The organism is Nostoc sp. DedQUE09, from assembly GCF_034530915.1.
GTDB lineage: Bacteria > Cyanobacteriota > Cyanobacteriia > Cyanobacteriales > Nostocaceae > Nostoc.
Window position 1 is genome coordinate 38,846 of sequence record NZ_JAVRCE010000027.1, and the last position, 24,167, is coordinate 63,012.

The window sequence follows — 24,167 nt, forward strand, 5'->3', positions numbered from 1 at the left end:
GCACTTTAAATAATCTTCATTTAGACACTAGCAAAGCTATTTTTTTGCCTTTATAAAAAAATTACAAAGAAAAACATATTATCTGAACTTTTGCTTAATGATATTGATATATAACAGGAGGCTAAACTCAAAAAATTGTTAAAAAAAAGATTCCAATATCTCAACGCATCAGTTAGTTTTGATTCAAGCAGTCTTTGGAGATAAAATTTTAGTTTATTGTAGTTATTTATACTTAAAAAAGTTAGATAAAATAACTAGAAAACTATGAAAATATAGGTACTTCATGAAATTTAGGTAAAGTTAGCTTCTCAAGATTGGTCGCGTATTCGTATTGACATATACATGAATATTCATGAAAAAGTGCCGCATACTGATTGGTACGCAGATGGCGAAGACTGAGTGGAACTGGAAACACTCTACCTCTACTTAAAAGACTGCCTACCAGGGATGGGTTATATAGCAGTAGGGTTTAGTTAAAGGTTATTGGTGTAGACAATTGGTCTTTCAAGACGCGATAAATCACCCCTATACATCTGGGTTTTGTTGCTCATCCTCAACTGTATTGGGGTATATACAAAAGTGAAAATTCTGAGTCCTTTTTACTTCCCTGAAACAGTTACTCCTGAATTCAGAATTCTGAATTCAGGAGTAAAACACGCTTTATATCTGGGTAACAGACTTAACTTGTGTAACTCACCAACTTAAAATCTGCTGTCAATGATGCGCCCTTACTTCAATCCCCACGTTTCGCTATGGGGTAAGACAGTACTCAGCACTGGTGAATCAACACTCCGTTGGTAAAGAGAAGAGGGGTAAACGTTAAAAGGCAAAGCCTTCTCATTTTCTCCTCTAAATGCAGTTTTAATCAATCAAATAGACATCAACTTAATTTCTCATACCGATAATTTGAAATTCAGGATTGCGGCTATTCATGCAATTACTCAAATTTAAGTTGGGGCATAAGTTGGAGAGTGCCAATACCTAAATCTTTAGGTGAAAGCGATCGCCCTTCAAACAAAGCCATCATATCTTTTAACTGAGGATTGCCACGGGAGGCTCCCGTTAGTCCTTTGGCAATGATTAAGCCACAGTAGCCCTTAGTATTTTTACAGCGTTGATTCCATTTTTTTCGGGCTTCGACATGAATCGGATCTTCATCTAAAAATTCACCGAATAGGAACAATTCGCCATTTTGAGTTTGCAATAAACCCAGATCGTAGCGATCGCCATCAAAGGGATCGGCACCTGGATTAAAGCAAATTGCTCTCAATCCGCCTGCTGCTTCAATTCTTTCAATTACAGTCTTCGCCTTGGGCCGGGAAGTTTGAATTAGAATCACCGGCAAACCATCACCCACTGGTTTGATTTCACTAGCCTGGTGGTAGCTGACCCCCTTTCGCAGAGAATCCAACATTTCCCAGGACACTACACCTAAGCTGAGGAAGGAATCTTCTGGTATCAAGTCATCTCGTAAGGATTGGAAATCAAAGTTGTCAGTCTCCTCGTCATCAATACCAAAGCCTGCCATTTCCTCTAATTCTGCTGCTAACTGCGGCATGGTAGAGACTGTCACAGGCACTGATTTAGTTGATTCTTCCGACTGCGGTAGAGAAATGCGATAGCGACGGCTGAGGGTAGGGAAGATGTCCTCATGAAGTTGGCGACGGTGATCGCGAATAAAGCGGCTCAGGCTTTCGATCGCAACCAAGATTACCAATGCTTCTTCGTCATACAAAACAGACCGTAGTCCTTCTAAGGGGTGGATATTACCAAAAGTAGGGTCAATTTCTGATAATGGCAGATCCGCCAAATCATCTTCTTCATCGTCATCTTCATCGGTTTCGTCAACGCTCTCAAAAGTGAGAAACAAGCAATCTTGCTTGAGAAACGCTTCTTCTAGATGCTCCGTTGATTCTTCATCTGTGAGAACTGCGGCACGAAACTGTTTTAAAGACTCTTCTGAGCGATAAAACAAAATTCCATACTCCATTCCCAGCATTCCCATAACTGAGGCATAGAGTGTGCCAACATCCCACTTATTAATCTCGATTGACAAAATTTGCTGTTCTTGCAAAAATTCCCAAGGTGCTGCTTGCCAAATTGCAAATGCTTTCTCTCGCAAGATTTGTGCATACTGCGGGGGTAAGTCGGGGGTTTGACTATCGAGGATGTCGGCAAATCCACGAAATAGTTCGTCAATTAAAGGCAGTTCTGGTGCGTAGTCAATGGCAATATCCAAATCTTGCAGCACTCCCCGCAGGTAAAATTGGATCTCGCGGTCTTTGACTACAATTCTTTGGGGTCTAGCAGGCCTTGCCGGACTTTGAGGATGTTCCATTGCTTGCATTAAGGTGCGAACTATTGCTTCTGGGCCGGTATCAGAAGCTACCACGTCCATTCCGCGAACAACACCTTGGGAGTAATCTACCCAAAGAATGCATTCTCCCTTTGCCTCTGAGTCTGACAGTTGGTTTGGTGATGACAACGGACGGCGATCGCCCTCCCATACAGAAGGAATTTGAGTTAATTTCTTCAACCGACGACTGGTAGAGCGATTAAAACTTGTCATAGAGATCAAAAGAAGCAATTTGGAAGTAAACTTTGGGGGCTAGCTAGCCTCGGATTAAATTTTTATGGCTGCACCTGAAGGGTTGTTGCTTCTGTTGCTGCCGTAAGGCTGGAATTTTAAGAATATCGAATGTATAAACACATTGAGTCTCTCAATTCTAGAATAAAAATCTTTGGCTACTTTTGACGGAGTGTTTACAATTTGGTATCTAGCAACATCTAAGCCGCTAGAATGAATACAAAAACACCAAGAGCAACCCAGAAGCATTACAAGCCGATATAGGGTAACGCTTATACTAATTAAGGAGTTGAAAAGCAGATGACACAAGCAATTGAAGCTCAACAACGTGGAATTCTGTTGAGCGAAGCCGCATTGCACCAGGTTAAATCCCTCCGGGACAAGCAAGGCACAGACTTGTGCTTACGGGTAGGAGTGCGTCAGGGTGGGTGTTCTGGGATGTCTTACATGATGGATTTTGAAGATACCAGCAAAATAACCCCTCATGATGAAGTTTTTGATTATGATGGCTTCAAAATTGTCAGCGATCGCAAGAGTTTGTTATATCTCTACGGTTTAATGCTCGATTACAGCGATGCCATGATTGGCGGTGGTTTCCAATTCACTAACCCCAATGCTAATCAAACTTGTGGTTGCGGTAAGTCATTTGGGGTGTAATATTGTCAGTTGTCATTTGTCCTTTGTCATTTGTATTTTGCAAATGACCAATGGCTAATGACTAATGACTAATGACTAATGACCAATGACTAATGAGCAATGACTAATACAGTTGAATCCCTGTTTGATACAGGTTTAGAACGCTATAAAGCAGGAGAATCAGCAGAATCTTTAATCCCTGTATTTAAAGAAGTGTGCGATCGCGCTCCTAAAACTAGTGCAGCTTGGGTTTGTTTAGCGTGGTTGTATTTACTCGATAACAAACCCAATTTGGCTTACAAAGCCGGACAGAAGGCAGTCAAGTTAAATCCACAAGATCCCCAAGCTAGAATCAATCTTGCCTTAGCAATGCTGGAAACAAAGCAAAAAGGCTTGCGAGAACATATTGATATAGCACAACAGTTGATTTTTGTCAACGAAGAATGGAGTGATGAAATAAAAAATAGTATTGAGGACGGTTTAAGTAGAAAACCAGATTGGCAGAGTTTAACAAAAGTCAAAAATTGGCTGTTTGAAAAGTAAAAAATGGGGACTGAGAACTGGGAACTGGGGGTTAGGGACAACGAGGAGAAGGGAGAATTTATTGAAATAACTCTCTAGGGTGTCTCTTCCCAATGCCCAATTCCCTATGTCCCATGCCCCATTCCCCATGCCCAATGCCCAGTACCCACTCCAATCATGAAAGATAAATTGTTAAATTGGCTAAACATGGTTTTAGTCGCAGATGTTTTTTTGGTTTTGTTTGGCTTTGGCTGGTTAGCGATCGCAGCGATCGGTGATGCCGCAGGAGTAAACCTGGGTTTGGATTTGTGGCACCAACTGTGGCAACCCTTGTTTAACCCCGCAATTGGCATTCTCATGGGCGGTGCAATTCTCAGCGGTGTTATCAGTTGGGTTTCCAAAAAATTTCTTTCTAATCAATAGTCAAAAAATAAGGCATGGGGCATAGGGGAAAACTTACTACAACTTTCCCCTGCTCCCCTGCTCCCCTGCTCCCCTGCTCCCCTGCTCCCCTGCTCCCTTTTAATTAAGAATTTGTGTTAATGCCGGTTGCAAATTAGGATATTTGTACTCAAAGCCTGTTTGCACAGTGCGTTTTGGGATAACTTGCTGACCTTTTAAAACTACTATCGCCCCGTCTCCTAAAAGGGCTTCGATCGCAAAAGCAGGAACAGGCAACCAAGAAGGTCGATTCATCACTTGTCCCAAAGTTTGGCTTAAATCTGCCATTCGGACTGGGTTAGGAGCAGTGGCATTATATACGCCTTCTATTTCCGGTTTAGTTAAAGCTTGCAAAATCAGGTTAACTAGATCATCTACGTGAATCCATGAGAACCACTGCCGACCACTGCCAATAGGCCCGCCAGCAAAGAGTTTGAAAGGCGGAATCATTTTACCTAAAGCACCACCATTGCCCAAGACAATCCCAAAACGCAGAATTACCAGTCGCACACCAGCATCTTTTACTTTTCTCGCCTCAGCTTCCCAGGCTTGGCAGACTTGGGCAAGAAAATCGTTACCAGATAAACTAGTCTCATCAAAGGTAGCCGTTTCACTGGTGCCGTAGTAGCCAATAGCCGAAGCGTTAATTAACACAGATGGTTTAGGGTTAGCCTTGGCTATTGCTTCAACTATTTTTTCTGTACCTAACTTTCGGCTATTGAGGATTTCTTGTTTCCGTTCTGGTGTCCAGCGCCCTTCACCAATAGGTTCTCCTGCCAAATTAACTACGCCATCACAACTAGCGATGACACTTTGCCAAGAACCAGATGCATTTGGTGTATAGGCAACAATTTCTACATTAGGGAAAGCCTCAGAGGGAAAAACCTTTTGAGCAAAAGTGGTATTCCGAGTTAATACTACTATTTTATGACCTTCCCCATGTAATCGTTGTACCAAACGACTACCGACAAATCCTGTTGCCCCAGTAATTGCGACTTTCATTTTCTACCTCAGCCAAACCTTTATTGTAAAGTTTTTGATCAAACTTTCAGCTTACCAAAGAAGTCAGAGCGCAGGAGGCAGTGTTTCGACTACGCGGCAGTTGAGCGTAGTCGAAACACTGCCTTTTGCCTCTTCACTGACTGTATATCTGGTAGTACTTACTCTCAAAAACTTTGATTTTTTAATGACTTTATATTTAGATACTTCGGTATTATAGGATGGACGGAGTGTTGCAAGGCTTGGGGCTATTATGGCTCGCTATACCTGTTCATTTATTGTTTCTGTTCCTAGTGACCATCTGGTGCCGTTACTTGTAGAACTTCTACAGGACTGTCAGTTGGATATTCAGTATCACACAGCCGAATATATTATCGGTCGTGAGGTTCCTGGAAATGTTCCTTTTCCTAAATTAATAACAGTAGAAGTACTGATTGACAAATCAAAATCTACCGAAACAGAAACTCGGATGAGTATTGTGATTAAAAATGAAGAACTACCAATTCACCTAGATAATTACTGCCGACAAATGTTTGAGTTAATCAAGCAAGCTATTGAAAGTAGCCGCCATTGGCATTTGATTGAAAGTATTGCAGGATAGTTTTGGTGATTGAATTGATACTTCCACGGCTTCAAACCGTGGGAGTACCAGACTGTAATTGATCGTTATAATTCACTCTCCTACTCCTCTAAATCCTCGGCCATACCGGGGTTTATTAGTGTAATGTCGTACTCGCTCGAATCCGTTTGTCCTAAACGCTGAGTGTTTCTTAAAAGGTAATAAATGGCACGTACTTGAGGTCCAAAAACGATCTCGTCTTCATTTCTGAGATCGTGGGCTGGTATCTTGCGTCCATTAATCATCAAACCATTGGAACTAGGCTTACCTTTGGCATCGCCATCTACAATTCGGTAATAGTAGCTATGACTATTATGCTCTCGTGGCAATCTCACTAATGTGGCATGGCGGCGGGAGACAAACTGCGACATCAAACGGATATTACATTCGCGGTCTCTACCAATAGAGTAGACGGGGTGCTCCAGAGAAAATTCTTTGCGACCTTGATCGTCTTCAATAATCAGTAGATGGTTTTCATTGGTTTCTGCTGCCATTGACAAATCGGTGGAACTGTAATTGATTAAGCTTTGTTTAGTATCGTATCTTGGCATTTTTGCGCACCATAAGTTTGTGGTGCTAATCTGAATAAGCTTTAAAATTGCATAATACCTTGAAAGAGTAGAACATGGCCGTTCTACTCCAGTAGCTATGATAGCTTTGGTAAGTCTCTTAATCTGAAGACTAACTCCTGAATTGTGTTTTGATAACCAAGATTTGTGGTGGCAAGTTGGACGTGTAAAGGAGTATTTTACAGGCGATGAGCGAATCGCCGTAATAATATTGAGTTGGTAACGACACTAACAGAGCTAAAAGCCATTAATGCAGCAGCACCAGATGGGTTAAGCACAAAACCCAGACTAGGAAATAAAACACCTGCTGCTAAAGGAATGCCAAGTGTATTATATGCAAAAGCCCAGAATAAATTTTGGCGGATTTTGTTGAAGGTGGCACGACTAAGCTGAATAGATTCGACGACATCGTTTAGGTGATCGCGCATTAAGATAATTTCAGCAGTTTCCATCGCCACATCTGTCCCAGAATGTAAAGCAATTCCTACATCAGCTTGAGATAAAGCTGGAGCATCGTTGATTCCATCTCCTACCATTGCCACAACTGAGTGGAGAGTGCTGAGTGCTGAGTGCTGAGTGCTGAGTGGGGAGTGGGGAGTGGGGAGTGGGGAGTGCTGAGTGGGGAGTGGGGAGTGGGGAGTGGGGAGTGGGGAGTGGGGAGTTTTCTTTGCCCCCTTGTCTTTTTGTCCCCCTTGTCCTCTTGTCCCTTCTAACTGGAGAGACTGTATTGCCGCCGCTTTTTTAGCTGGAGGAACACCTGCAATTACATCAGCGCTATCTAATCCTAGTTGTTTGGCTATGGCACTAGCTGCTTCTTTGCGATCGCCACTGAGCAACATTACCCGTAAGCCCATCTGACGCAACTTATCTACGGTGGATCGAGCATCCGATCTAAGGGTATCAGAAACACCAATTAGTCCGGCTAAAGTTCCCCCAATCGCGACGCAAACGACTGTTTTACCATCTGTTGCCAAATCCTGTGCTAACTGTTGTGCGGTTTGGTTAATGGCAATGCCGTGCCAACTTAACCATTCCCAGTTACCCAACAATACAACTGTGCCCTCTACCACAGCAGATACCCCTAGTCCTGGTTCCGTGTGAAAGTCTACAGCCTTTGGAATCGATAACTGTTGCCGCTGTGCTTCTTGTTGAATCGCTTTTGCTAGGGGATGGTGAGTACCGCTTTCTACAGCTGCTGCTAGTTGGATTAAGGAGTAGGGAGTAGGGAGTAGTGAGTGAGGTTGACTACTCCCTATTCCCCACTCACCATTCCCCATTTCCTCAATTAGCAGACAATCTGTGACTATGGGATTACCTGTGGTGAGAGTGCCAGTTTTATCAAATACTACGGTATTTAACTGGTGTACTTTTTCTAAAACATCGCCACCTTTAATTAACAAACCTCTTTCTGCGCCCATAGCAGTTCCAACCAGAATCGCTGTTGGTGTGGCAAGTCCCAAAGCACACGGACAGGCGACTACCATAACTGCGATCGCTAGTTTTAAGCTGATTAGGAGTGCTGAGTGAGGAGTTGGAAGTGAAGAGTGGTGAGCGTGGCTCATCATTTCCATGCCACCAGACATGGTGATATCAGTCCAAATGTGAGTACCGAAAAAGTACCAAAATCCAAATGTTAAAACAGATGCTGTCAGTACCCCATAGGTAAAGTAACCAGCTACCGTATCTGCTAATTTTTGTACTGGTGCTTTCCGGGTTTGGGCGGCTTCTACTAGGGCGACAATTTGAGCTAGAGTTGTATCACTTCCAATCCGGGTTGCCCGAATAGCGATCACTCCTGACTGGTTTAGCGTCCCCCCTGTCACCATATCTCCTGGTTTTTTGATTACTGGCACTGCTTCCCCAGTTAGCATTGACTCATCGACCGTTGTTTGACCAACTACCACTTCACCATCAACGGGGATTTTATCGCCTGGTAGCACTTGTAAGCATTCACCGACACGCACCTGTTCAGCAGGAATCTCAACACTAGAAGAACCCATTCCGGCTTTCTCTGGGTTGGGAATTAATCGCGCTAAGAGTGGCTGGAGTGCTAGTAATTTTCTAAATGCAGCCGCCGCGCGACCTCTAGCTTGTTGCTCTAATGTCCTTCCTAAGAGAATAAAGCCCAGCATCATTACTGGCTCGTCAAAGAAGCATTCCCAACCCAATTGGGGAAAAAGCAACGCTACTAAACTAGCAATGTAGGCTGTCAGCGTTCCCAATCCCACCAAGGTGTTCATATTAGGCGCATTTCGCCGCCAGCCCAGCCAGCCATCTACTAAAATCGGGCGACCAGGAATTAACAACGCTACTGTCGCCAGTCCACAGTGAAACCAGATGTTATTTAGAACTGGCAGCACTGAGCTACCAAGATTACCAAAATGTCCACTTCCTGACAATATCAGCAACACCGCCGCGATCGCCAACTGCCATAGAGAAGAACGCATTTCTCGGCGTTGTCGTTCTGCTGGATCTGGTGAGGCCGAGATTTCGCCTCCTAGTGTGCCATTAGCTTTTCGGGGTTGAGTCGGGAATCCAACGGCTGTTAATCGCTGTGCCAGTTCATCTGCATCTATTGCACCAATTTCTGACTCTACAACTGCTACCTCTGTGGCTAGGTTCACACAGGCATTCTTGACACCTGGATGTTGGGTCAGCTGTCGCTCTACTGCGTTCACACACCCAGCACACTTCATACCCCCAACATCTAGAATAATCTTCTCTAGGATTGGGTCAAGTTCTAGGGCTGGCTTAGTTTTCGGGACAAGTTGCATGGCTTGTGTTTAGATTCGCTACAGAAATTCAACGCCTGAGTAAAAGCGTCTCTAATTCGAGCGTAGGCTAAATATGGAACTATGACTCAATGTCAACCATATTAAAATTATTAATTTATCGTACTTCGTTGAGCATGAACGACTATCGCTGTACTTAATTCAACGTTCCAAGTCCCCAGATTTATCTATAGAGTTTTTAATTTTTAATTTTTAATTTTTAATTCCCCTACAGGGGGTTGACAGTTCCAACGTCGATAAGTGACATAAATAATAGCTGCCACCTGTATTGGCGCGATCGCAATCAGGTTTTTGAAGAAATAGTTGATTTCTAAATGAGATATAACATTGAAATATCCTAAGCCTAGTAAGAAGAACATTGCCCAGTTAAGCTGTTTAGGTTTGAAAATGAGCATATTAATAAAAATAAATGTAGAAGGTAAAAGTGCTATATAACTTTTGCTAAAGGTAAAGGGTGAAGCAAAAAGGGAAAAGGATATTTCTTTGGTTGCTACCCTTTATCCCTGCGCTTTTGCTGCAATCCTAAGCTTGGAGCGGGTATCATTCTCTGCTTCCAGTAAGAAGGCTATTCTTGGACTAGAACCAGCCCTGCTTATTTACAAAATAGGTATTTACAAATCCTTCTGGGGATTTATTTAAGTAAATCATGCCTTCAATTAGACCTACAAGTTGCATAACTAACAAAGCAATGCCGTAGGTAAAAGAACCCCCAACTACAGAAATCACTAACATGATAAAGCCTTCCGAAGCGTATCCTAGAATAAACTTATGAACCCCAAACGCTCCCAGGATAATGCCACAGTAACCAGCTAGAAGTTGTTTGGTAGGGTGACTGGGGTTGAGATTTGCCATATAAGTGCTGCTCCTTGATAAGTGAGTATAAAAATAAAGTCTTTATTGTAAGGGAAGCAAATACATTTACTTGCTTAATAAATAGATTTTTAATTTTTTCAGTCCGAGTAAGTCTCAAGATGAATAATTAAAATCAGCGCGCTTTTATTCTAGAGGAGACGCCAAGATGCCTTGCAGTTTAGGCCGAACTGGCCCTCCTTGATGACTTTTGCTGGATTTGATGATCGCAAACCCTGGTGCAGCAGTTTTGCAGATTTTTAGCTCAGGCGTTTATCTTGAGCAGAATAAATTTTAAATAATCAGCAAAAGCTGCTACATACACCACTTTTTACAAGTCCATCAGTATTATTTCCGGATGTTTTTACGTAGGTGTAGCCCTCGTAGACATCGCATCAATGGCAAGACAACTGCGTGGCTAGTGAGAATCTAGAAGCCCAAAAGGCATCTTCTATATCTTTCTAACCACTTTTTAGTTACCGATCCCCACTTCCATGAGCGCAAACCGGAATTGTATTCCAATTCATGACAGCTAAAAATGGTTCAAGAAGACAATTAACATCTCGAAGAATGGCTAAAATCTACCAGAATGAGAATAAATGCTTAACTAGATAGTTTGTTGTCTATGTTAATAGCATTCTTTAATTTACTTTTGCCATTATCGTAATTGGGTTTTCAGCTAGTTTTTATGCTTGTAACCAATTATTACTAGTAAATTGTCTCTACCTATGGTGATAAAATCAGATATTTTCATTTTTGGCAACCGTAGTCTACTAGTATTAATTACTACCTAAAATAAATAAGCTTAATAGCGTACCACTATTCCAAAGGCTGTGGAGGAGCATAGGAGCGAGGAGATTGCGCGATCGCGTGTAAACTACTCCCAACACAATGCCCAATGCGGTCAGGGGGAGAATTTCCGATAAGCTGAGATGAGCGATCGCAAACAACAAACTACTGATAAAAATTGCTCCCCACACGGGTAAGTAACGAGTTAGAGAGGGTAGCAAAAAACCGCGAAATAGGATTTCTTCAAAAAATGGAGCTGCGATCGCAGCAGTGGAGAAAAATATACCAAGTGCGATACCATCTTGGCTTTCTAGGGCTAGTTGCAACAAAGGATTACTCCCACCTTGTCCTTGCCATAGCTGCTGATTAATCAAAGATACTACCACAACTACAGGTAAAGCCGTGCAATAGCCTCCCAGTCCCCACAAAAACCAGTTATCTTGAAAACGGAAGCGAAACCAGAATTCTGGTAGTGGAAAAAAGCGCTTGAGAGAGAAATACAGTACTAACAGCGCACCTAATGCTACTAAGAAGTAACTAACCAATACAGAAAATGCCTGAAGTCGTACATCCACAATGGGACGCGGTATGGGTAGCAACGATATTACTAAGGGCACAAAAATTTGCCCCATGAAGAAAAAGCCGACGATAAAAACCTGCAAAACCGTTTCACCACCCCAAGGCGTTGACCAAGGAATATCACCATTTTGAGCTAATAACGAGGCTTTTCCTTTCAACAAGCGTTGAGCAAATAATAAAATCAGCAGTATTAGACCAATTAAAGCTGCCAAAGTGGGAATAGTGCCAATAACTGCCAATTTCGCCACTGCTTGAGCAGAATATTCTTGTTGTGCCGCTTTTATTGCTAATAACGCATCTTGTCGTTGCTGGAGCTGGTATAACTTAACCAAAGCAGTAGAGCGAAACCAACCTTCTAAATTCTTTTGAATTGGTTCTTGAGCATTTGGGAGGATACGGGGAGGATTGCTCCACAGTCCAGTCAATACAGCGGCGGTTTCCCAAAACCCTGAATTAATATCTGAGCGTTGTTGTAATTCGCTCCAAGTCTTGAAGGCTGTATCTGTCTGTCCTTGCTGTGCCTGTAAGATTCCCAAGCGCAGGTCTAATTCAGCCAGTAATTTTTGTAATTGTTTAAAAGACTGTTGTAACTGTTGCTGTCCCTGTTTAGGGGTTTTAATAGTAGGAGGAGCGTCCGGTAGAGGTTTCGGAGGTGTGGGAGTTATTTCAGCTTGAGAGCGTAATTGTGCAAGTTTATTGTTAACTTTGTCTAAATTAGCTTGAACTGATTGACGCGCCTCCTGGTACTGCTTTGTAGCGCTTTCTAGGGGTTGCTCACCAAGTATTGCTTCTCGAATCGTCTGGAGTTTATCATCACCGCTATCTTCTGATTGCCAAGCTTGAGCTTGTAAAGCAATATTTGTTTGGTATAGTTCCAAACGACTTTGAAATTGAGGTTCTTGCCAACTACCGAATAAAGCCGAAACTGCTAACAGAACTGCTATCGGCGTCATCACAAAAAATAAAACTAACCGCTTGAGTGTCATCTATCCCCCTTTAACTGACCAGTGGAGAGCGCGTCCCCCTTGGGAATTATCGCAATAAAAAGTCAGAGGTGGATAGATATCATCAATATTATAAGTTTGCGATGCCTGTGGTTTTTGCTAGCCTGTGCACCCACGATGTTAAATTACAGTAGTATTCCCCCACCTTGAGGAAGCCGATAATCTTTGTTTTGAGCGATGAATCACTCACTACGAACTAGAGTTTTATTTTATGTTTAATTATGCCTACTTACTGAATCTCAGTAGTCTAACTTAGAGGAATTTCAGGATCGAGAAGTTGTTCCATAGTAAAAGGACACTCAAGGGGAAAAGTTTCTATTGGTTTTTGAGTCTCATTTGCGGCATCTCGACGAGCGCGGCGATAATATTTCTGTATCCACTCCCTGTCTTCTAGAAAGCGCTGCAAACTGGGAGTATCTTCCAAGCAATCTTGAATTTGGTTTCGGCAGTTTGAGATTGTGTTAATCCAACTTTTAGTTTTTCGCTCTGGTTGATATTGGCATTTGAGTAAGTGCATTAAAAGCACTTGTAAATAACTTCCAAGTTCTTTTTGTTCGCTCCGACCCAAAGCCTCTAGTTCCTCTACCAAATGTTCCACATCTAATTCAGCCCAGCGTCCTTTCTTCAGGCATTCAGCTTGTTGCTGTGTCCACACTAGAAAGTCCTGATTGTAGAGTGTCGTTTTACTCATCAACAGTTACCCCTTTGTTTTCAGCAACATTTTGCCTATTTTTGCTCAATGTAGTGCTTTACTAGACATTTTACAAACAAAGTAGGGCGAAAGCGCTGACTACAAACCTTTAATTATTTATGCTGTCCTCTTTAATCTTTCAAAAGGAATCTAGCAATTACTCCTTTTATTAATTTTTTTATTTTGTCGTTTGCATGGGGGACGGCAACTGCTGATATCTCGTTCTAAGGTAAATTTCTTTTTGTCTTGGGGTTCACCATGTAATTGGTTAGGCGTGTAACCTAAATTATCGAGCCAATTTACAAATGTATCTTTATATGGGTCATTTGCTGTCGATTTTTGTCCATTTCGTGATGACGATAGTTTAAGTCCATCGAGTTCAGCAGGTAAATCAATCGGTTTGTCACCGAAGTAGTAAAAGTGCCGTGACATCAAAACACTCACACCGCTTAAATCTCCTTTTCGATTCGTGTTGTCATGAACACTTGGTCGCAATACAGGTTGTTCTCCTTGACTGTAATCGTAGATGCAATCACCAACACGATACTTGAATATTTCGCTGTCCCACTTTGGAATTTTATGAAGACAATGAACTCGGCAAAACTTGTCGTATTCTTGCAATGTCATCTTATCCGTTACCTTCATCGCATATACAACGCAGTCGCCGATATCTCTATCTCCAATTGGTGACTGTGTAGAACCAAATCCTAAAACCCAATCTCCAATGTTTGCTACTCGTCGGATTACAGGCTTGCAAATTGCAAGAGTGCAAAGTTCCCAGAATGGGTTAGGAGCAGCACCACTATCACAAGTTAGGCAGTAGGAGAAGAGTCTCATGAGTACAAAATTACTAAAGTGTATAACTACTACACTATGGCGTACACTGCGATTAAATACGCATATTTGTGTATTTTTTGTTACTTAAAATTCATAAATAATGAAGAGTGAAGAATCAAGATTTGAATCCTTCACTCTTCATAACTCCTTCTATATTTCTAAGATTCTCTTCCCGATGCCCAGGTATCACGCCATTTGACAGTACCTTCTTTCGCAATCACCCAGCGGCGATTTACGAGATTTTCGCGTAGAGGCGATCGCCCTTCCCGCCACATGGCATATTTGTAAGCTATGAGATTTCCGGCACTCTCATTAAAGGGAATTTCAGCAAACCAAGTATTGGTGTTGATGTACTCTAAAGGATACGCTTTGGCAATATCCCAGTTACCTAACTCTGGGCAATCTCCTGTCACCACAATGATTTCACCAGGTTGGGTCTCTACGCCATTGAGTTGAACGCGGATAATTGTTTGTGCTTTTACCCGTTCGCCAACGTGGCTGAAAACCAGCACTCCCCTTTCTTCTAGTACTAGGTCATAAATCTTGCCATCTTTCACCTCATACTTGTTGCGAGTCACCACGCAGGTATGTTCGCCATCGGGCAATTCTGTTTCTACTTCTGGTAAAGTAACTTCTCCTCCCCGGTTTAAAGCTACAAAACACAGGGAGTCGCGATAGCGGCGTACATAGCAGTAAACATCCGGTGTTAAGTATTTTTGCCAGTGGCTACCCATTGACACGGCTGGATTCAGTCGTCGTAAGCCAGACAGTAGCCTGATGCAACGATAAATCTCACTCTCAGTATCCCAATTTTCCATCATTGGGCGGTTGTACGGGTCGTTGCCGCCATCAGTGTCATTATGCAAATACTGTTCTGTGCCGTAATATATGCAGGGAATGCCGCGACAGGTCATAATTAAGGCGATCGCAACCTTCAGCATCGCTGGATCGGGATTCAGCGATTGGAAACGGGACATATCATGGTTATCGATGAAGGTAACTAGCTCTGTTGCCCCTTTATAGCGATAATCTTGGTCAAAAATGTATTGAATTGTTTCAAATCCCATTTCTGAACCTTGCCCTAGTGCGGCGCGAATTGCCACACACAAGCCAAAGTCTAGAAGTGTCATGCCTGAGTGATTGGCAAATTCCACTGAGCGATCGTCAGTTGGATTACTATAAATCCATTCACCAAAAATGAATACATCTGGTTTGTGATTCGTCATCTCGCCAGTGAATTCTTGCCAAAACCAGATCGGCATATGCTTGACAGTATCCACCCGCAGTGCATCCACACCCCGGTCTAGCCATTGTTTAATTGCTGACTTAATATACTCCCGATATTCCGTATTATTTTCATTGAAGGTTGCTAGACCAGATAGTTCACAGTTTTGTACTTGCCAATCGTCTTCCCAATCTTGCACTTCGCCATAGTGGTGATACCAATGATTGACATCATTATTGAAATCAGCAATTTTGACACCATCATCATACAATTCACCTTTACTACCGCTAGTATCAGGTGTGCTATGGTTGCAGACAATATCCAGCACTAGCTTCATATTGCGCTTGTGCATTTCTGTAATTAACCGATCAAAGGTTGTATTTTTTTCTTCTTGAGTTGCGTTTAAAGAAGGGTTCTCCCCGTTAGCAATGTATCGAGGATTAAGCCGTTTAAAGTCTTTTGTCCAATAGCCATGTATTGCTGCATTGCCAACAAATAACTCTTCAACCTGCTCGAACAGGGGAGTTAACCAAAGAGCGGTAACTCCCATATTTTTGAGATAATCTAATTTATCGATGACACCTTGCAAGTCGCCACCCCAGTACTTACCCCAATCCTGTCTAGTTGGATCGTACAGTTCTGAGTTTGCACCTTCGCTGTTATCTGGATCGCCATCATAAAAGCGATCGACTACAAGAAAATAAATTGTTTCCTGACGAAATTCAATATCTCTGGTGTAAAGGAACTCTAGAGCAATCTCAATATCTAATTGCGGTTCTTGTATAAGAGCTTCTACATTTTCCTTTGCAGGATCTACTTTATATTGATCTGGTGAAAACTGGGATGGTGGGGTTTGTACCATAAAAAACTCAAAATTTCATCTAATTCACACTTGCAGAACCAACAGTACAACGTTTCGAGTATTGTGTGTCACTACAAACTTCGGTATTGTGACATCCTGCCTACGGTGTAGGTATCTATCGCTAGCTAGTTTATAATTCTATCGATAGATATAATTCATTTGCTAGAGGATAAAAACAAAGGAATATAGCAGTTATTAACGATAATTGCTCGGTCACAAAAATTTACAATATTTTATTAAGTTAACTTGTGGTAAATACTGAGCATAGTTGGGGTTTAAGTGTATATTCGACAATAGATATGAGAATACTTCAACTCGTTGGAGATCGGTTGTCAAGAAGGTTTTGTTACACCTGAGCAATACTGAGCCAACCACGTATAAGCCAACTTTTTCTCTAGAAGATTCGCTCCATTGGTAAACTGACCATTGTCACTTTCAATCTGTTATTACTATCAAGGAATTAATTTAGGTAGCAATTATGACCAAATATGACAAGGTTTTTAACTCACCAAAGACATCAGAGGAATCACTAAGTCCAGAGGAAGCGGTGGCGGCGATCGCAACTGTGACTGCGATCGCAGATTCATTTATTGAAGAGGTAGATGCAGAAAGTTTAGCGGGTATCCTTTGGGAATTCGAGGTTTTCGAAGAATACTCAGAAGATGAAATTGCAGAAATAGTTGATAGACTCATCTCCATTGCAGAAGAAGAGGGAATTGGGCCCCTGTTTAATGCCGCCAAAGTATCTCTCTCAGATGAATTAGTGCTAGATGGTTTTGCCGCTGGGGTAATAGTGCTTTTAGACGATGACCTCGCCATCCCCAAACCGAAACAAGCCTACCTCAAAAAGCTACAAGCAGCTTTAGAACTTGAAGATGAAGAAGCAGAGGAAATCATCAAGGAGGTAATCGCAGCCTTTAAAGAAGCAGAAGATGAAGAATATACAGACGATGAAGATGAGACAGTAGTCATCGAAGATTTTAGCGAACAGACCTATCAATCTCCTTTAGGTAATTTTACCGTGCCAATTCCGGTTGATCCGCAGCAGGGCGGTAGAATTCAGAGTCAGGAAGGAGTAGTTGGCTTTTCTGATGACATCGGTACTTTGCTGAGAATCGATTATTATCCTTTCCCTTTAGAACAGTTAGAGGAATTGGAGTCTGTTGGACAAGAAGAATATTTACAAACAATTTTAGTGGATAAGTATGTACCCCAAGCGATTTTCGCTAATGTACCAGATGCTTCTGTCGAATATACTGAATATCTAGAAAATACTTTGCGAGGCGCTTACTACGTGTTAATCGATATGCCCAAAGGTTCCACAATTTCTAAGCAAGAAAATAATGGAACGGCGATCAGATTAGATGCGTACCGGGGATTGCTCACGTTTATCAGTGGGGAATTTTTGTATATAGTTAGCAGTCAGCACAGCTTTATTAACGGTGAAATTCCTGATTCTGTTGAAGAAGAGGCTGAAGACATCAAGGAAAGTATTTTAGAGTTTGTTGAGACTATAGAGTTCACTTAGTACAGTATTTTATTCATTCGTAACGAATTAAATTTGGCAATGATTCTGCGATACCAATGCATCGGCTTGCATTAGATACAGCAGAACTCAGAATTCAGAAGTCAAACAGGCTTTGTACCTGGCTTTGAGACTTAGTTTGTGTACTTCATTAACTTGAAATCCGCTGTATGTGCTGAAAAAGAATGAAGAGACGTAGCACTGCTACGTCTCTACAAGGGTTCTGGATAACACATATTTAATTTCACCAGAGTATATTCGCCCTGGCTTCGCTCATGTGATGTACATTTGGAAAGGGCGAAGTCTGACGACAAGTTGGGAGAAGACAAAAAGTCTCCGGCTCTGCACTGGGTGTCTACGCTTATAATTTTTCATGACAATAACCCTGCTAAACAATCGCTATCAAATTATCCAGGTAATCGGCGCTGGTGGGTTTGGCGAAACCTTTCTAGCAGAAGATGTCCACATGCCTTCTCGCCGTCGCTGTGTAATCAAGCAACTAAAACCAATAACCAATAATGACCCGCAAACCTACCAACTTATCCAACAACGGTTTGAACGGGAAGCCGCAACCTTGGAGTATTTGGGTGAAAGCAGTCACCAAATTCCCAAACTCTACGCCTACTTTTCTGAGAACGGGCAGTTTTACCTCGTCCAAGAATGGATTTACGGCCAAACCCTGACGAAAATTGTCGAAGCTAAAGGATTTGAGAGTGAAACTGCTGTTCGGCAAATTCTTTTGAGTCTGCTTTCAGTTTTAGATTATGTTCACAGTAAGGGAATTATTCACCGGGATATCAAGCCAGATAACATTATTCTGCGTTCTGTTGATAACGAGCCAGTTTTGATTGATTTTGGTGCAGTCAAAGAAACAATCCGTTCAGTAGTGAATTCTCCAGGATACCCCACGCGATCGCTTGTTATTGGTACGCCGGGATATATGCCTAGCGAACAAGCCGTTGGCCGCCCAGTTTACGCCACTGATATCTACAGCTTAGGTTTAACGGCAATTTATCTGCTGACTGGGAAACACCCGCAAGAACTAGTAACCGATCTAAAAACTGGGGAAATACTTTGGCAGCAGCACGCCCCTAATGTTTCTTCGCAATTGGCGGCAGTACTCAATCAGGCAATTAAGCCTCATGCTGGCGATCGCTACAGTACTGCCAGTAAAATGCTATATGCCTTGCAGTCTGCTAGTAATATACCTACTGAGTTAACTACAAATACTCCCACAGTTAGTTTTTCTCCCAATGCATCGACTCGACAAACTCAGCCATTATATTCTCCGCAAAACAATTCTGCGTTAGCGTTCGCGAAGCGTCTCGTAGAGAAGCTCACCGAAGGTATCGCAGGTTCTTCCTCTCCTAGAAACTGGCAAAAACCTGCTGTGATTGTTGGCAGTTTACTAGTAGGCGGCTTGATTGGTGCAGTAGTAATTCCTAGCATCATTCGTCAGCAACAACCAGAAACAAACATTGCCACAAGTCCCACGCCATCGCCAGAATCTTTTCCCACTCCTGCATCTACCGAACCACCCGTTTCCTCCCAAACTTCTCCAGTTCCAGTTATCCCTAGCTCATCACCACGACAGCGGCCAACCTCTAATCCCCCGGTTGTACCCATACCACAGTCAGAAAAAGAGCCTATAACTTCAGAGACTCCAGCACCAATAGCAGTATCTACACCACAGCCAGAACCAGAGAATGAGGCAAGTGCAGTTCCCACACCAGAAACGCGTTCCACACCACAAAACAAGCCGCGCAGTAAATTAGCTGCCACTGCCAGCAGACAAAGCGTTCCTGCATTCCCTACAGGTACAACAAGAAACATCGTAGAAGCTACCCTCGGCAAACCAAATCAAGATTTAAGAGGCGCATGGGGCAATACTCGTGCTGTCGTTTACAAACTTGTGCCAAACAAAATTGACCTTGGCTACTTATTTGATCGTAATTCTAAAATGCTGCGTCAAACTGAGGTATCTTTTGCCCAATCGGTAGACCCAGAAGTAATGGAAACTACCTTAAATGGAATGTTAGCAGGGCAAGCCACTGAAGAAATTAAGCAGGGACTCAAACAAGTACAACAGCGCCAATCTGATAATTTTAGTTTTAAAAATGGCTCAGTCAAAGGTCAGATTATCCGCCAACAATGTAATTTTATTTACATTAGCATTTGGGATTTAGATTTACATGATTTTGTAAATCCATCTATAGGCAAACAGTGTTAATCTCTTAGAGAATTGACAGAACTGAAAATTGCATCAGCACATCAAGTACATCAACTTATGAGCCTTATGATAAATGCACTCAGCCATGAAACTTCCGTACCTGATGTAATAGATGTCATTGAAACAGCACCAAGTAGTACACCTATCCTAGTAGATTTAGATGAAACTATCTTCCTCCGCAATTCAACACAAGAGTATCTCAACACATTACAACCCCGCCCACTTGGGTGGTTATTACTTACATTGTTGAATTTTCTCAAACCCTGGAATTGGTTGCCAGGGGAAATTAAAGGAGAGGTGTCACGAGATTGGATGAGAGTTTTAGTCGCAACCCTGCTTTTTCCTTGGACTGTAATTTTGTGGCAATGGCGGGCTAAACAGCTAGCTCAAGCTTATGGAAACACTACCCTGGTCGAGGCACTTACTAAGAATCCAGATTCACGTGTAATACTTACCACCCAAGGGTTTGATTTCATTGTTCGTTCGCTGTCCAAACACTTACCTGTAACTTTTCATGATGTCATAGCTTGTCGATTTTGGCAGGGAGCGATAGATAGACAGCGAGGAAAACACTTCTTGGTGACAGCATCATTGGGTGAAAATGAAGTTACCCGTGCGATCGCAATCACAGATTCAAAAGATGATAACCCATTACTTGCATGTGTAGCAACTCCATGCTTAGTTATTTGGCCAGAAGCAAACTATGTTTCTGCTATGTCCGATCTTTATATTCCATTTTTGTATCTAGAGCGGGCGAAGCGGCCAGGTAAGAAATATTTTCTCAAAGCGATATTATTAGACGATCTTGTGGTTTTAATCATAGCTTTGAGTTGGGTGAATAGCCAACCAATCCTTCATGCCATCAGTATGCTCTTTTTAGTACTTTCTTTCTGGTGCATCTATGAACTAGGCTATGTGGAAAATGACATAATTGCTGAACGGTTTGAGAAAAACCCAACGCTTTCAGAAACGTACCAAAAATATAAGAACCGAATCAGTGTATGGCAAGCTTGGCTTTGGTCTGTAATTTTCGCTGTTCCCGGATTAATTGTTCTGGAATTGACTAAAGTTGTCTCAAGTGATAAGAGTTTTGCTTTTGAACTTAGTGCTATTGACTTAGTAACAGTTTTAACTAAGATGGCATTCTGGATCGGTATACTTCTGGTCGTAAGAGCGACTTTTTATGTTTACAACCATGTTGATAAGCAGACACGAATTTGGCTTTACTTTTTATTGCAAGCTTACAAGTACTTTGGCTTTCTGGTAGTGACAAAAACCAATATCATCGGGACGATATTATTTATAGCAGAAGTGATTAGTCGTTGGATACGCTATTTTGTTTATCGTTTAGTGAATAGTGAGTGGTTAAAAGATTTACCCCATAAGATGGTTACTCTCGTTTTGTTTGGATTTATAGTTATTGCCGTCGTGCTAGGGACTCAAAATAGTTCTATATTAATGAATTGGCAGACTTTAGTAATTTTAATTTTCTGTGCTTACCGCGCAAGATATCAGTTTTGGAAAATAGTCAGTGAGATATATCTGATTTCCAAAGAGAAAACAAGAGTATAATAAGTTTTCATTAACTGCGTATACTTAAGAGGTTGTTTTAAAAGTCCTGAAAGGTATAATTTTGCCCTTTTGATTTGGATCAACTGCAAAGACAAATTAAGGTTCTAGCCATGTACCAAAATTGTTTGCTGCGATCATTATGAAAGCAAAATACGCTTTTAAAACATCCTCTAAGTCCTGAAAATCTGTCTTTGAACATTGGATCAACTGGAAAGACAGATTTTCAAACTAAGTTTCAAATTCTTAATCTTCATAAAGTTATAAATACCATTATTAAGTTTTTAATAATACTTGTCTCAGCTTCTACATTCATGTCGTAAAGTTCGATTGGAATTGTGTAATCTGAAGACAGCAAAGCTAAATTATTCAATTGAGGTCTGATGACTCCTACAATCATGCGTCAGCTTTGGTCAGTGGTTGAAACCGCTCAAGCCAAGCTCCTTTTACAACTGGATGATGCTAGCTTGGTGCAGTGGTTAGTGAAACAAACCGAAACGCAAGTGTTGTTAGATTCTAACGAAACTGATTTTCTTAGCCACTACATTCAATCTCGACTAGCCCTTATACGCGATCTTGCCCATGAACGCCAGTGTTCATGATTGCAAAATCAAGATAAATAGATTGCTCGTCAAGCGTTATTACTGTTGACTATTAGCTTTTTGGGACAAATAACCTTCTACTAAGCAGTCAGAGCCTACTACACGCCAACGAACACGTTCTAAAGATAACGCCTCAGTCATGGTAGTAAAACCTAAATCGCCCACTGGTGTGGGAGCAATACTACCACCAATGATTTTTGGGGCAATAAATGCTAAAACTTTTTGTACTGCTCCTTGAGCGATCGCACTAGCAGCTAAAGTACCACCACACTCCCACAGCACGCTACAAAAACCTCGTTCATATAAGTACGCCATTGCCTTATCCGGTGTCAGTGATGCTAATTCCACCACCTCCACACCCTGGTTGAGCAACAGGTTTTGAAAATCGGGGTTAGCACCCTTCTGTGTCAACACCAAAGTTGGAGCATCCGCGGTTTGCCACAGATGGGCACTGGCCGGTAAGTTAAGATGGCGACTCATCACCACTCGTAGGGGATTATGTGCCCCCACCTGATGGCTGGTTAAGTAAGGATTATCTTGTCGGACTGTATTACCGCCGACAATTATGGCATCACAAGCCGCCCGCACTAGATGTACTTCACTGCGGGCTTCTTGACTTGTCACCCAAGCGCTATGACCAGAGGTAGTAGCAATTTTCCCATCTAAAGTCATCGCATATTTTAAAATTCCCAAAGGTCGCTTATAGAGAATGCGATGCACAAAAGCTTCATTTAGCTGACGGCAGGCTTCCTCTTCTACTCCAACCAATACTTCGATTCCCGCCGCCCGTAAACGGGTGATGCCACCTCCAGCTACCAGCGGATTGGGATCAACCATACCCACTACTACTTTTGCCACCCCTGCTTCGATCAATCCTTCCGAACAAGGGGGAGTACGTCCGTAATGATTGCAAGGTTCGAGGCTGACATAGATTGTTGCACCACGAGAGCGATCGCCTGCTTCCTTCAAGGCAAACACTTCTGCATGAGGCTCACCTGCACGAGGATGAAACCCTTCGCCTACAATCTCGCCATCCTTGACAATCACCGCTCCCACTAGCGGATTTGGCGAAGTCCGCCCTAAAGCGCGACGGGCCAGTTCCAAACACCGCAGCATCATGCGAGAGTCAAAATCAGTTCCTACCTTTTGCTTCGGTGGTGAATTCGAGCCAGCTGCTGACTCCACTATTCGTGTATTTTCCTGAGTGTAATTTGGTAAGGATGCATCTGCTTGAGCGACCACTGGGGAATTATCCATAATTTTAGGCAACACTGTAAATATTCTGCACGCGATCGCGCAGCCTCTCCACAAGAGAATCGCGCTTTGCTCCTGATAATTTAACAGTAATATCTAGGCGCTATTATTGGCTGTCTCAACTTACATGAGTCTGTAATATTCACACTTACAGTTCACTGTAGCTTGAATCCATATTGCCAAGGTTGCCCAAATTCCATAAAGATTTAGGTTACAGGGTACAAAAGATAATTTTCTTTACTGTCACCTGTAACCTATTCCCTTCCTAACTCCTAATTCTTGTACAGACGCGATTAATCGCGTTTCTACTCCTAATTCTTCTACAGACGCGATTAATCGCGTCTCTAACTCCCTTTACTATTGCTCTAACAATTTTATCCGCTGCCACCAAAGATTCAGGGGATAATAGACCACAGGTGCCCACAGACTACTCAGAATGGCAGAGGCGAGAGCGACGCGCTGATAATATGTCCAAATATCTGTCACCTTGCGCTCATTGCCGAGCAAAGTTAATTGCAACCCAAAGATAGTTTCTGCCAAAACTGCCAAAACAAAGACAATTACAGCAATCGAAATAAAATCTTCTTCGATAAAACGCTGTTTTTGGAGCAGAGCAGTTAAAGCCCCCACAATACCTAAACTGATGGCATGAGTCGGGCTAGGTGATGTCATCGAATCTTGAAGTAGCCCCAGAATTATACCTGCTAATGCTCCGGCAAACACCGTGCGCTTCACACTCCAAGCTACCACCCAAATTAATAACCAGTTAGGGCCAATTCCCAACAATTCCATACCTGGGAATCGGGTTGGTAATAATAGCAAACATAACAGTACAGAACTAGCCGTCACTATCCAGCCCAACAACTGACGTATACCGGGATGCCAACGAGCTAGCGGCTGGATTCGAAATTTCGATTTTCGCTCTGACGATTTTGGCTTTTTCTGCCTGCTACCACCAAATGCAGGAATCTTCATTTTTCTAGTGA

The 24,167-nt window shown here is 42.3% G+C and carries 20 protein-coding genes; 8 read left to right on the plus strand and 12 right to left on the minus strand.

The genetic code is table 11. The annotated features are described in order from the left end of the window. Nucleotides 1–937: 937 nt before the first annotated feature. Nucleotides 938–2,569, minus strand: coding sequence for a DUF6930 domain-containing protein (locus RMY27_RS18205; protein ID WP_322665539.1), 1,632 nt, complete (start codon nucleotides 2,567–2,569; stop codon nucleotides 938–940). Nucleotides 2,570–2,887: 318 nt separating this feature from the next. Here RMY27_RS18205 and RMY27_RS18210 point away from each other — a divergent pair, with 318 nt between their 5' ends. The 3 genes from RMY27_RS18210 to RMY27_RS18220 all read left to right on the plus strand — a co-directional run bounded on the left by RMY27_RS18210 (nucleotide 2,888) and on the right by RMY27_RS18220 (nucleotide 4,168). After that, complete coding sequence (locus RMY27_RS18210; RefSeq protein ID WP_322665540.1) at nucleotides 2,888–3,244, plus strand: iron-sulfur cluster assembly accessory protein; 357 nt, start codon at nucleotides 2,888–2,890, stop codon at nucleotides 3,242–3,244. 99 nt (nucleotides 3,245–3,343) lie between these two features. Continuing rightward, complete coding sequence (locus RMY27_RS18215) at nucleotides 3,344–3,766, plus strand: tetratricopeptide repeat protein (protein WP_194045447.1); 423 nt, start codon at nucleotides 3,344–3,346, stop codon at nucleotides 3,764–3,766. Between the two features lie 156 nt (nucleotides 3,767–3,922). Continuing rightward, nucleotides 3,923–4,168 (plus strand): hypothetical protein, encoded by a 246-nt coding sequence (locus RMY27_RS18220; RefSeq protein ID WP_322665542.1) that lies wholly within the window; start codon nucleotides 3,923–3,925, stop codon nucleotides 4,166–4,168. Between the two features lie 99 nt (nucleotides 4,169–4,267). On the opposite strand, the gene RMY27_RS18225 is transcribed toward RMY27_RS18220, so the two are convergent. Beyond that, complete coding sequence (locus RMY27_RS18225) at nucleotides 4,268–5,188, minus strand: TIGR01777 family oxidoreductase (protein WP_322665544.1); 921 nt, start codon at nucleotides 5,186–5,188, stop codon at nucleotides 4,268–4,270. Between the two features lie 250 nt (nucleotides 5,189–5,438). Between RMY27_RS18225 and RMY27_RS18230 the strand changes: the two genes are divergently transcribed. Then, the gene (locus RMY27_RS18230; RefSeq protein WP_322665545.1) at nucleotides 5,439–5,786 is read left to right on the plus strand and encodes a hypothetical protein; all 348 of its coding nucleotides are present in this window, start codon (nucleotides 5,439–5,441) and stop codon (nucleotides 5,784–5,786) included. Nucleotides 5,787–5,866: 80 nt separating this feature from the next. Here RMY27_RS18230 and RMY27_RS18235 read toward each other — a convergent pair whose 3' ends face one another. The 8 genes from RMY27_RS18235 to RMY27_RS18270 form a co-directional block, all read right to left on the minus strand. Further along, complete coding sequence (locus RMY27_RS18235) at nucleotides 5,867–6,355, minus strand: FHA domain-containing protein (RefSeq protein WP_322665546.1); 489 nt, start codon at nucleotides 6,353–6,355, stop codon at nucleotides 5,867–5,869. Between the two features lie 197 nt (nucleotides 6,356–6,552). Continuing rightward, nucleotides 6,553–9,147, minus strand: coding sequence for a heavy metal translocating P-type ATPase (locus RMY27_RS18240; RefSeq protein WP_322665548.1), 2,595 nt, complete (start codon nucleotides 9,145–9,147; stop codon nucleotides 6,553–6,555). A 203-nt stretch (nucleotides 9,148–9,350) separates the two neighbouring features. Further along, nucleotides 9,351–9,560, minus strand: coding sequence for a hypothetical protein (locus RMY27_RS18245; RefSeq protein WP_322665550.1), 210 nt, complete (start codon nucleotides 9,558–9,560; stop codon nucleotides 9,351–9,353). Nucleotides 9,561–9,741: 181 nt separating this feature from the next. Further along, the gene (locus RMY27_RS18250) at nucleotides 9,742–10,017 is read right to left on the minus strand and encodes a TM2 domain-containing protein (protein ID WP_322665552.1); all 276 of its coding nucleotides are present in this window, start codon (nucleotides 10,015–10,017) and stop codon (nucleotides 9,742–9,744) included. 776 nt (nucleotides 10,018–10,793) lie between these two features. Further along, nucleotides 10,794–12,368: a type II CAAX endopeptidase family protein gene (locus RMY27_RS18255; RefSeq protein ID WP_322665554.1), complete on the minus strand. Its 1,575-nt coding sequence runs from the start codon at nucleotides 12,366–12,368 to the stop codon at nucleotides 10,794–10,796. Between the two features lie 265 nt (nucleotides 12,369–12,633). Beyond that, nucleotides 12,634–13,077 carry a DUF29 domain-containing protein gene (locus tag RMY27_RS18260; RefSeq protein ID WP_322665556.1) on the minus strand — a complete coding sequence of 148 codons (444 nt, stop codon included), beginning with the start codon at nucleotides 13,075–13,077 and terminating at the stop codon, nucleotides 12,634–12,636. A gap of 150 nt (nucleotides 13,078–13,227) precedes the next feature. Further along, nucleotides 13,228–13,914 carry a hypothetical protein gene (locus RMY27_RS18265; protein ID WP_322665558.1) on the minus strand — a complete coding sequence of 229 codons (687 nt, stop codon included), beginning with the start codon at nucleotides 13,912–13,914 and terminating at the stop codon, nucleotides 13,228–13,230. Between the two features lie 158 nt (nucleotides 13,915–14,072). Then, nucleotides 14,073–16,001: an alpha-amylase family glycosyl hydrolase gene (locus tag RMY27_RS18270; protein WP_322665559.1), complete on the minus strand. Its 1,929-nt coding sequence runs from the start codon at nucleotides 15,999–16,001 to the stop codon at nucleotides 14,073–14,075. A gap of 478 nt (nucleotides 16,002–16,479) precedes the next feature. Between RMY27_RS18270 and RMY27_RS18275 the strand changes: the two genes are divergently transcribed. The 4 genes from RMY27_RS18275 (at nucleotide 16,480) to RMY27_RS18290 (ending at nucleotide 21,927) form a co-directional block, all read left to right on the plus strand. Continuing rightward, nucleotides 16,480–17,529: a hypothetical protein gene (locus RMY27_RS18275; protein WP_322665561.1), complete on the plus strand. Its 1,050-nt coding sequence runs from the start codon at nucleotides 16,480–16,482 to the stop codon at nucleotides 17,527–17,529. 370 nt (nucleotides 17,530–17,899) lie between these two features. Further along, complete coding sequence (locus RMY27_RS18280; protein WP_322665563.1) at nucleotides 17,900–19,756, plus strand: protein kinase domain-containing protein; 1,857 nt, start codon at nucleotides 17,900–17,902, stop codon at nucleotides 19,754–19,756. Between the two features lie 57 nt (nucleotides 19,757–19,813). Beyond that, nucleotides 19,814–21,328 carry a haloacid dehalogenase-like hydrolase gene (locus tag RMY27_RS18285; RefSeq protein WP_322665565.1) on the plus strand — a complete coding sequence of 505 codons (1,515 nt, stop codon included), beginning with the start codon at nucleotides 19,814–19,816 and terminating at the stop codon, nucleotides 21,326–21,328. A gap of 380 nt (nucleotides 21,329–21,708) precedes the next feature. Next, nucleotides 21,709–21,927, plus strand: coding sequence for a hypothetical protein (locus RMY27_RS18290; RefSeq protein WP_292740664.1), 219 nt, complete (start codon nucleotides 21,709–21,711; stop codon nucleotides 21,925–21,927). 39 nt (nucleotides 21,928–21,966) lie between these two features. Here RMY27_RS18290 and ribD read toward each other — a convergent pair whose 3' ends face one another. Together ribD and mreD are read right to left on the minus strand one after the other, a co-directional pair. Further along, complete coding sequence (gene ribD, locus RMY27_RS18295) at nucleotides 21,967–23,184, minus strand: bifunctional diaminohydroxyphosphoribosylaminopyrimidine deaminase/5-amino-6-(5-phosphoribosylamino)uracil reductase RibD (protein ID WP_322665613.1); 1,218 nt, start codon at nucleotides 23,182–23,184, stop codon at nucleotides 21,967–21,969. A 354-nt stretch (nucleotides 23,185–23,538) separates the two neighbouring features. Beyond that, the gene (mreD, locus tag RMY27_RS18300; RefSeq protein ID WP_322665567.1) at nucleotides 23,539–24,156 is read right to left on the minus strand and encodes a rod shape-determining protein MreD; all 618 of its coding nucleotides are present in this window, start codon (nucleotides 24,154–24,156) and stop codon (nucleotides 23,539–23,541) included. Between the last annotated feature and the right edge of the window lie 11 nt (nucleotides 24,157–24,167).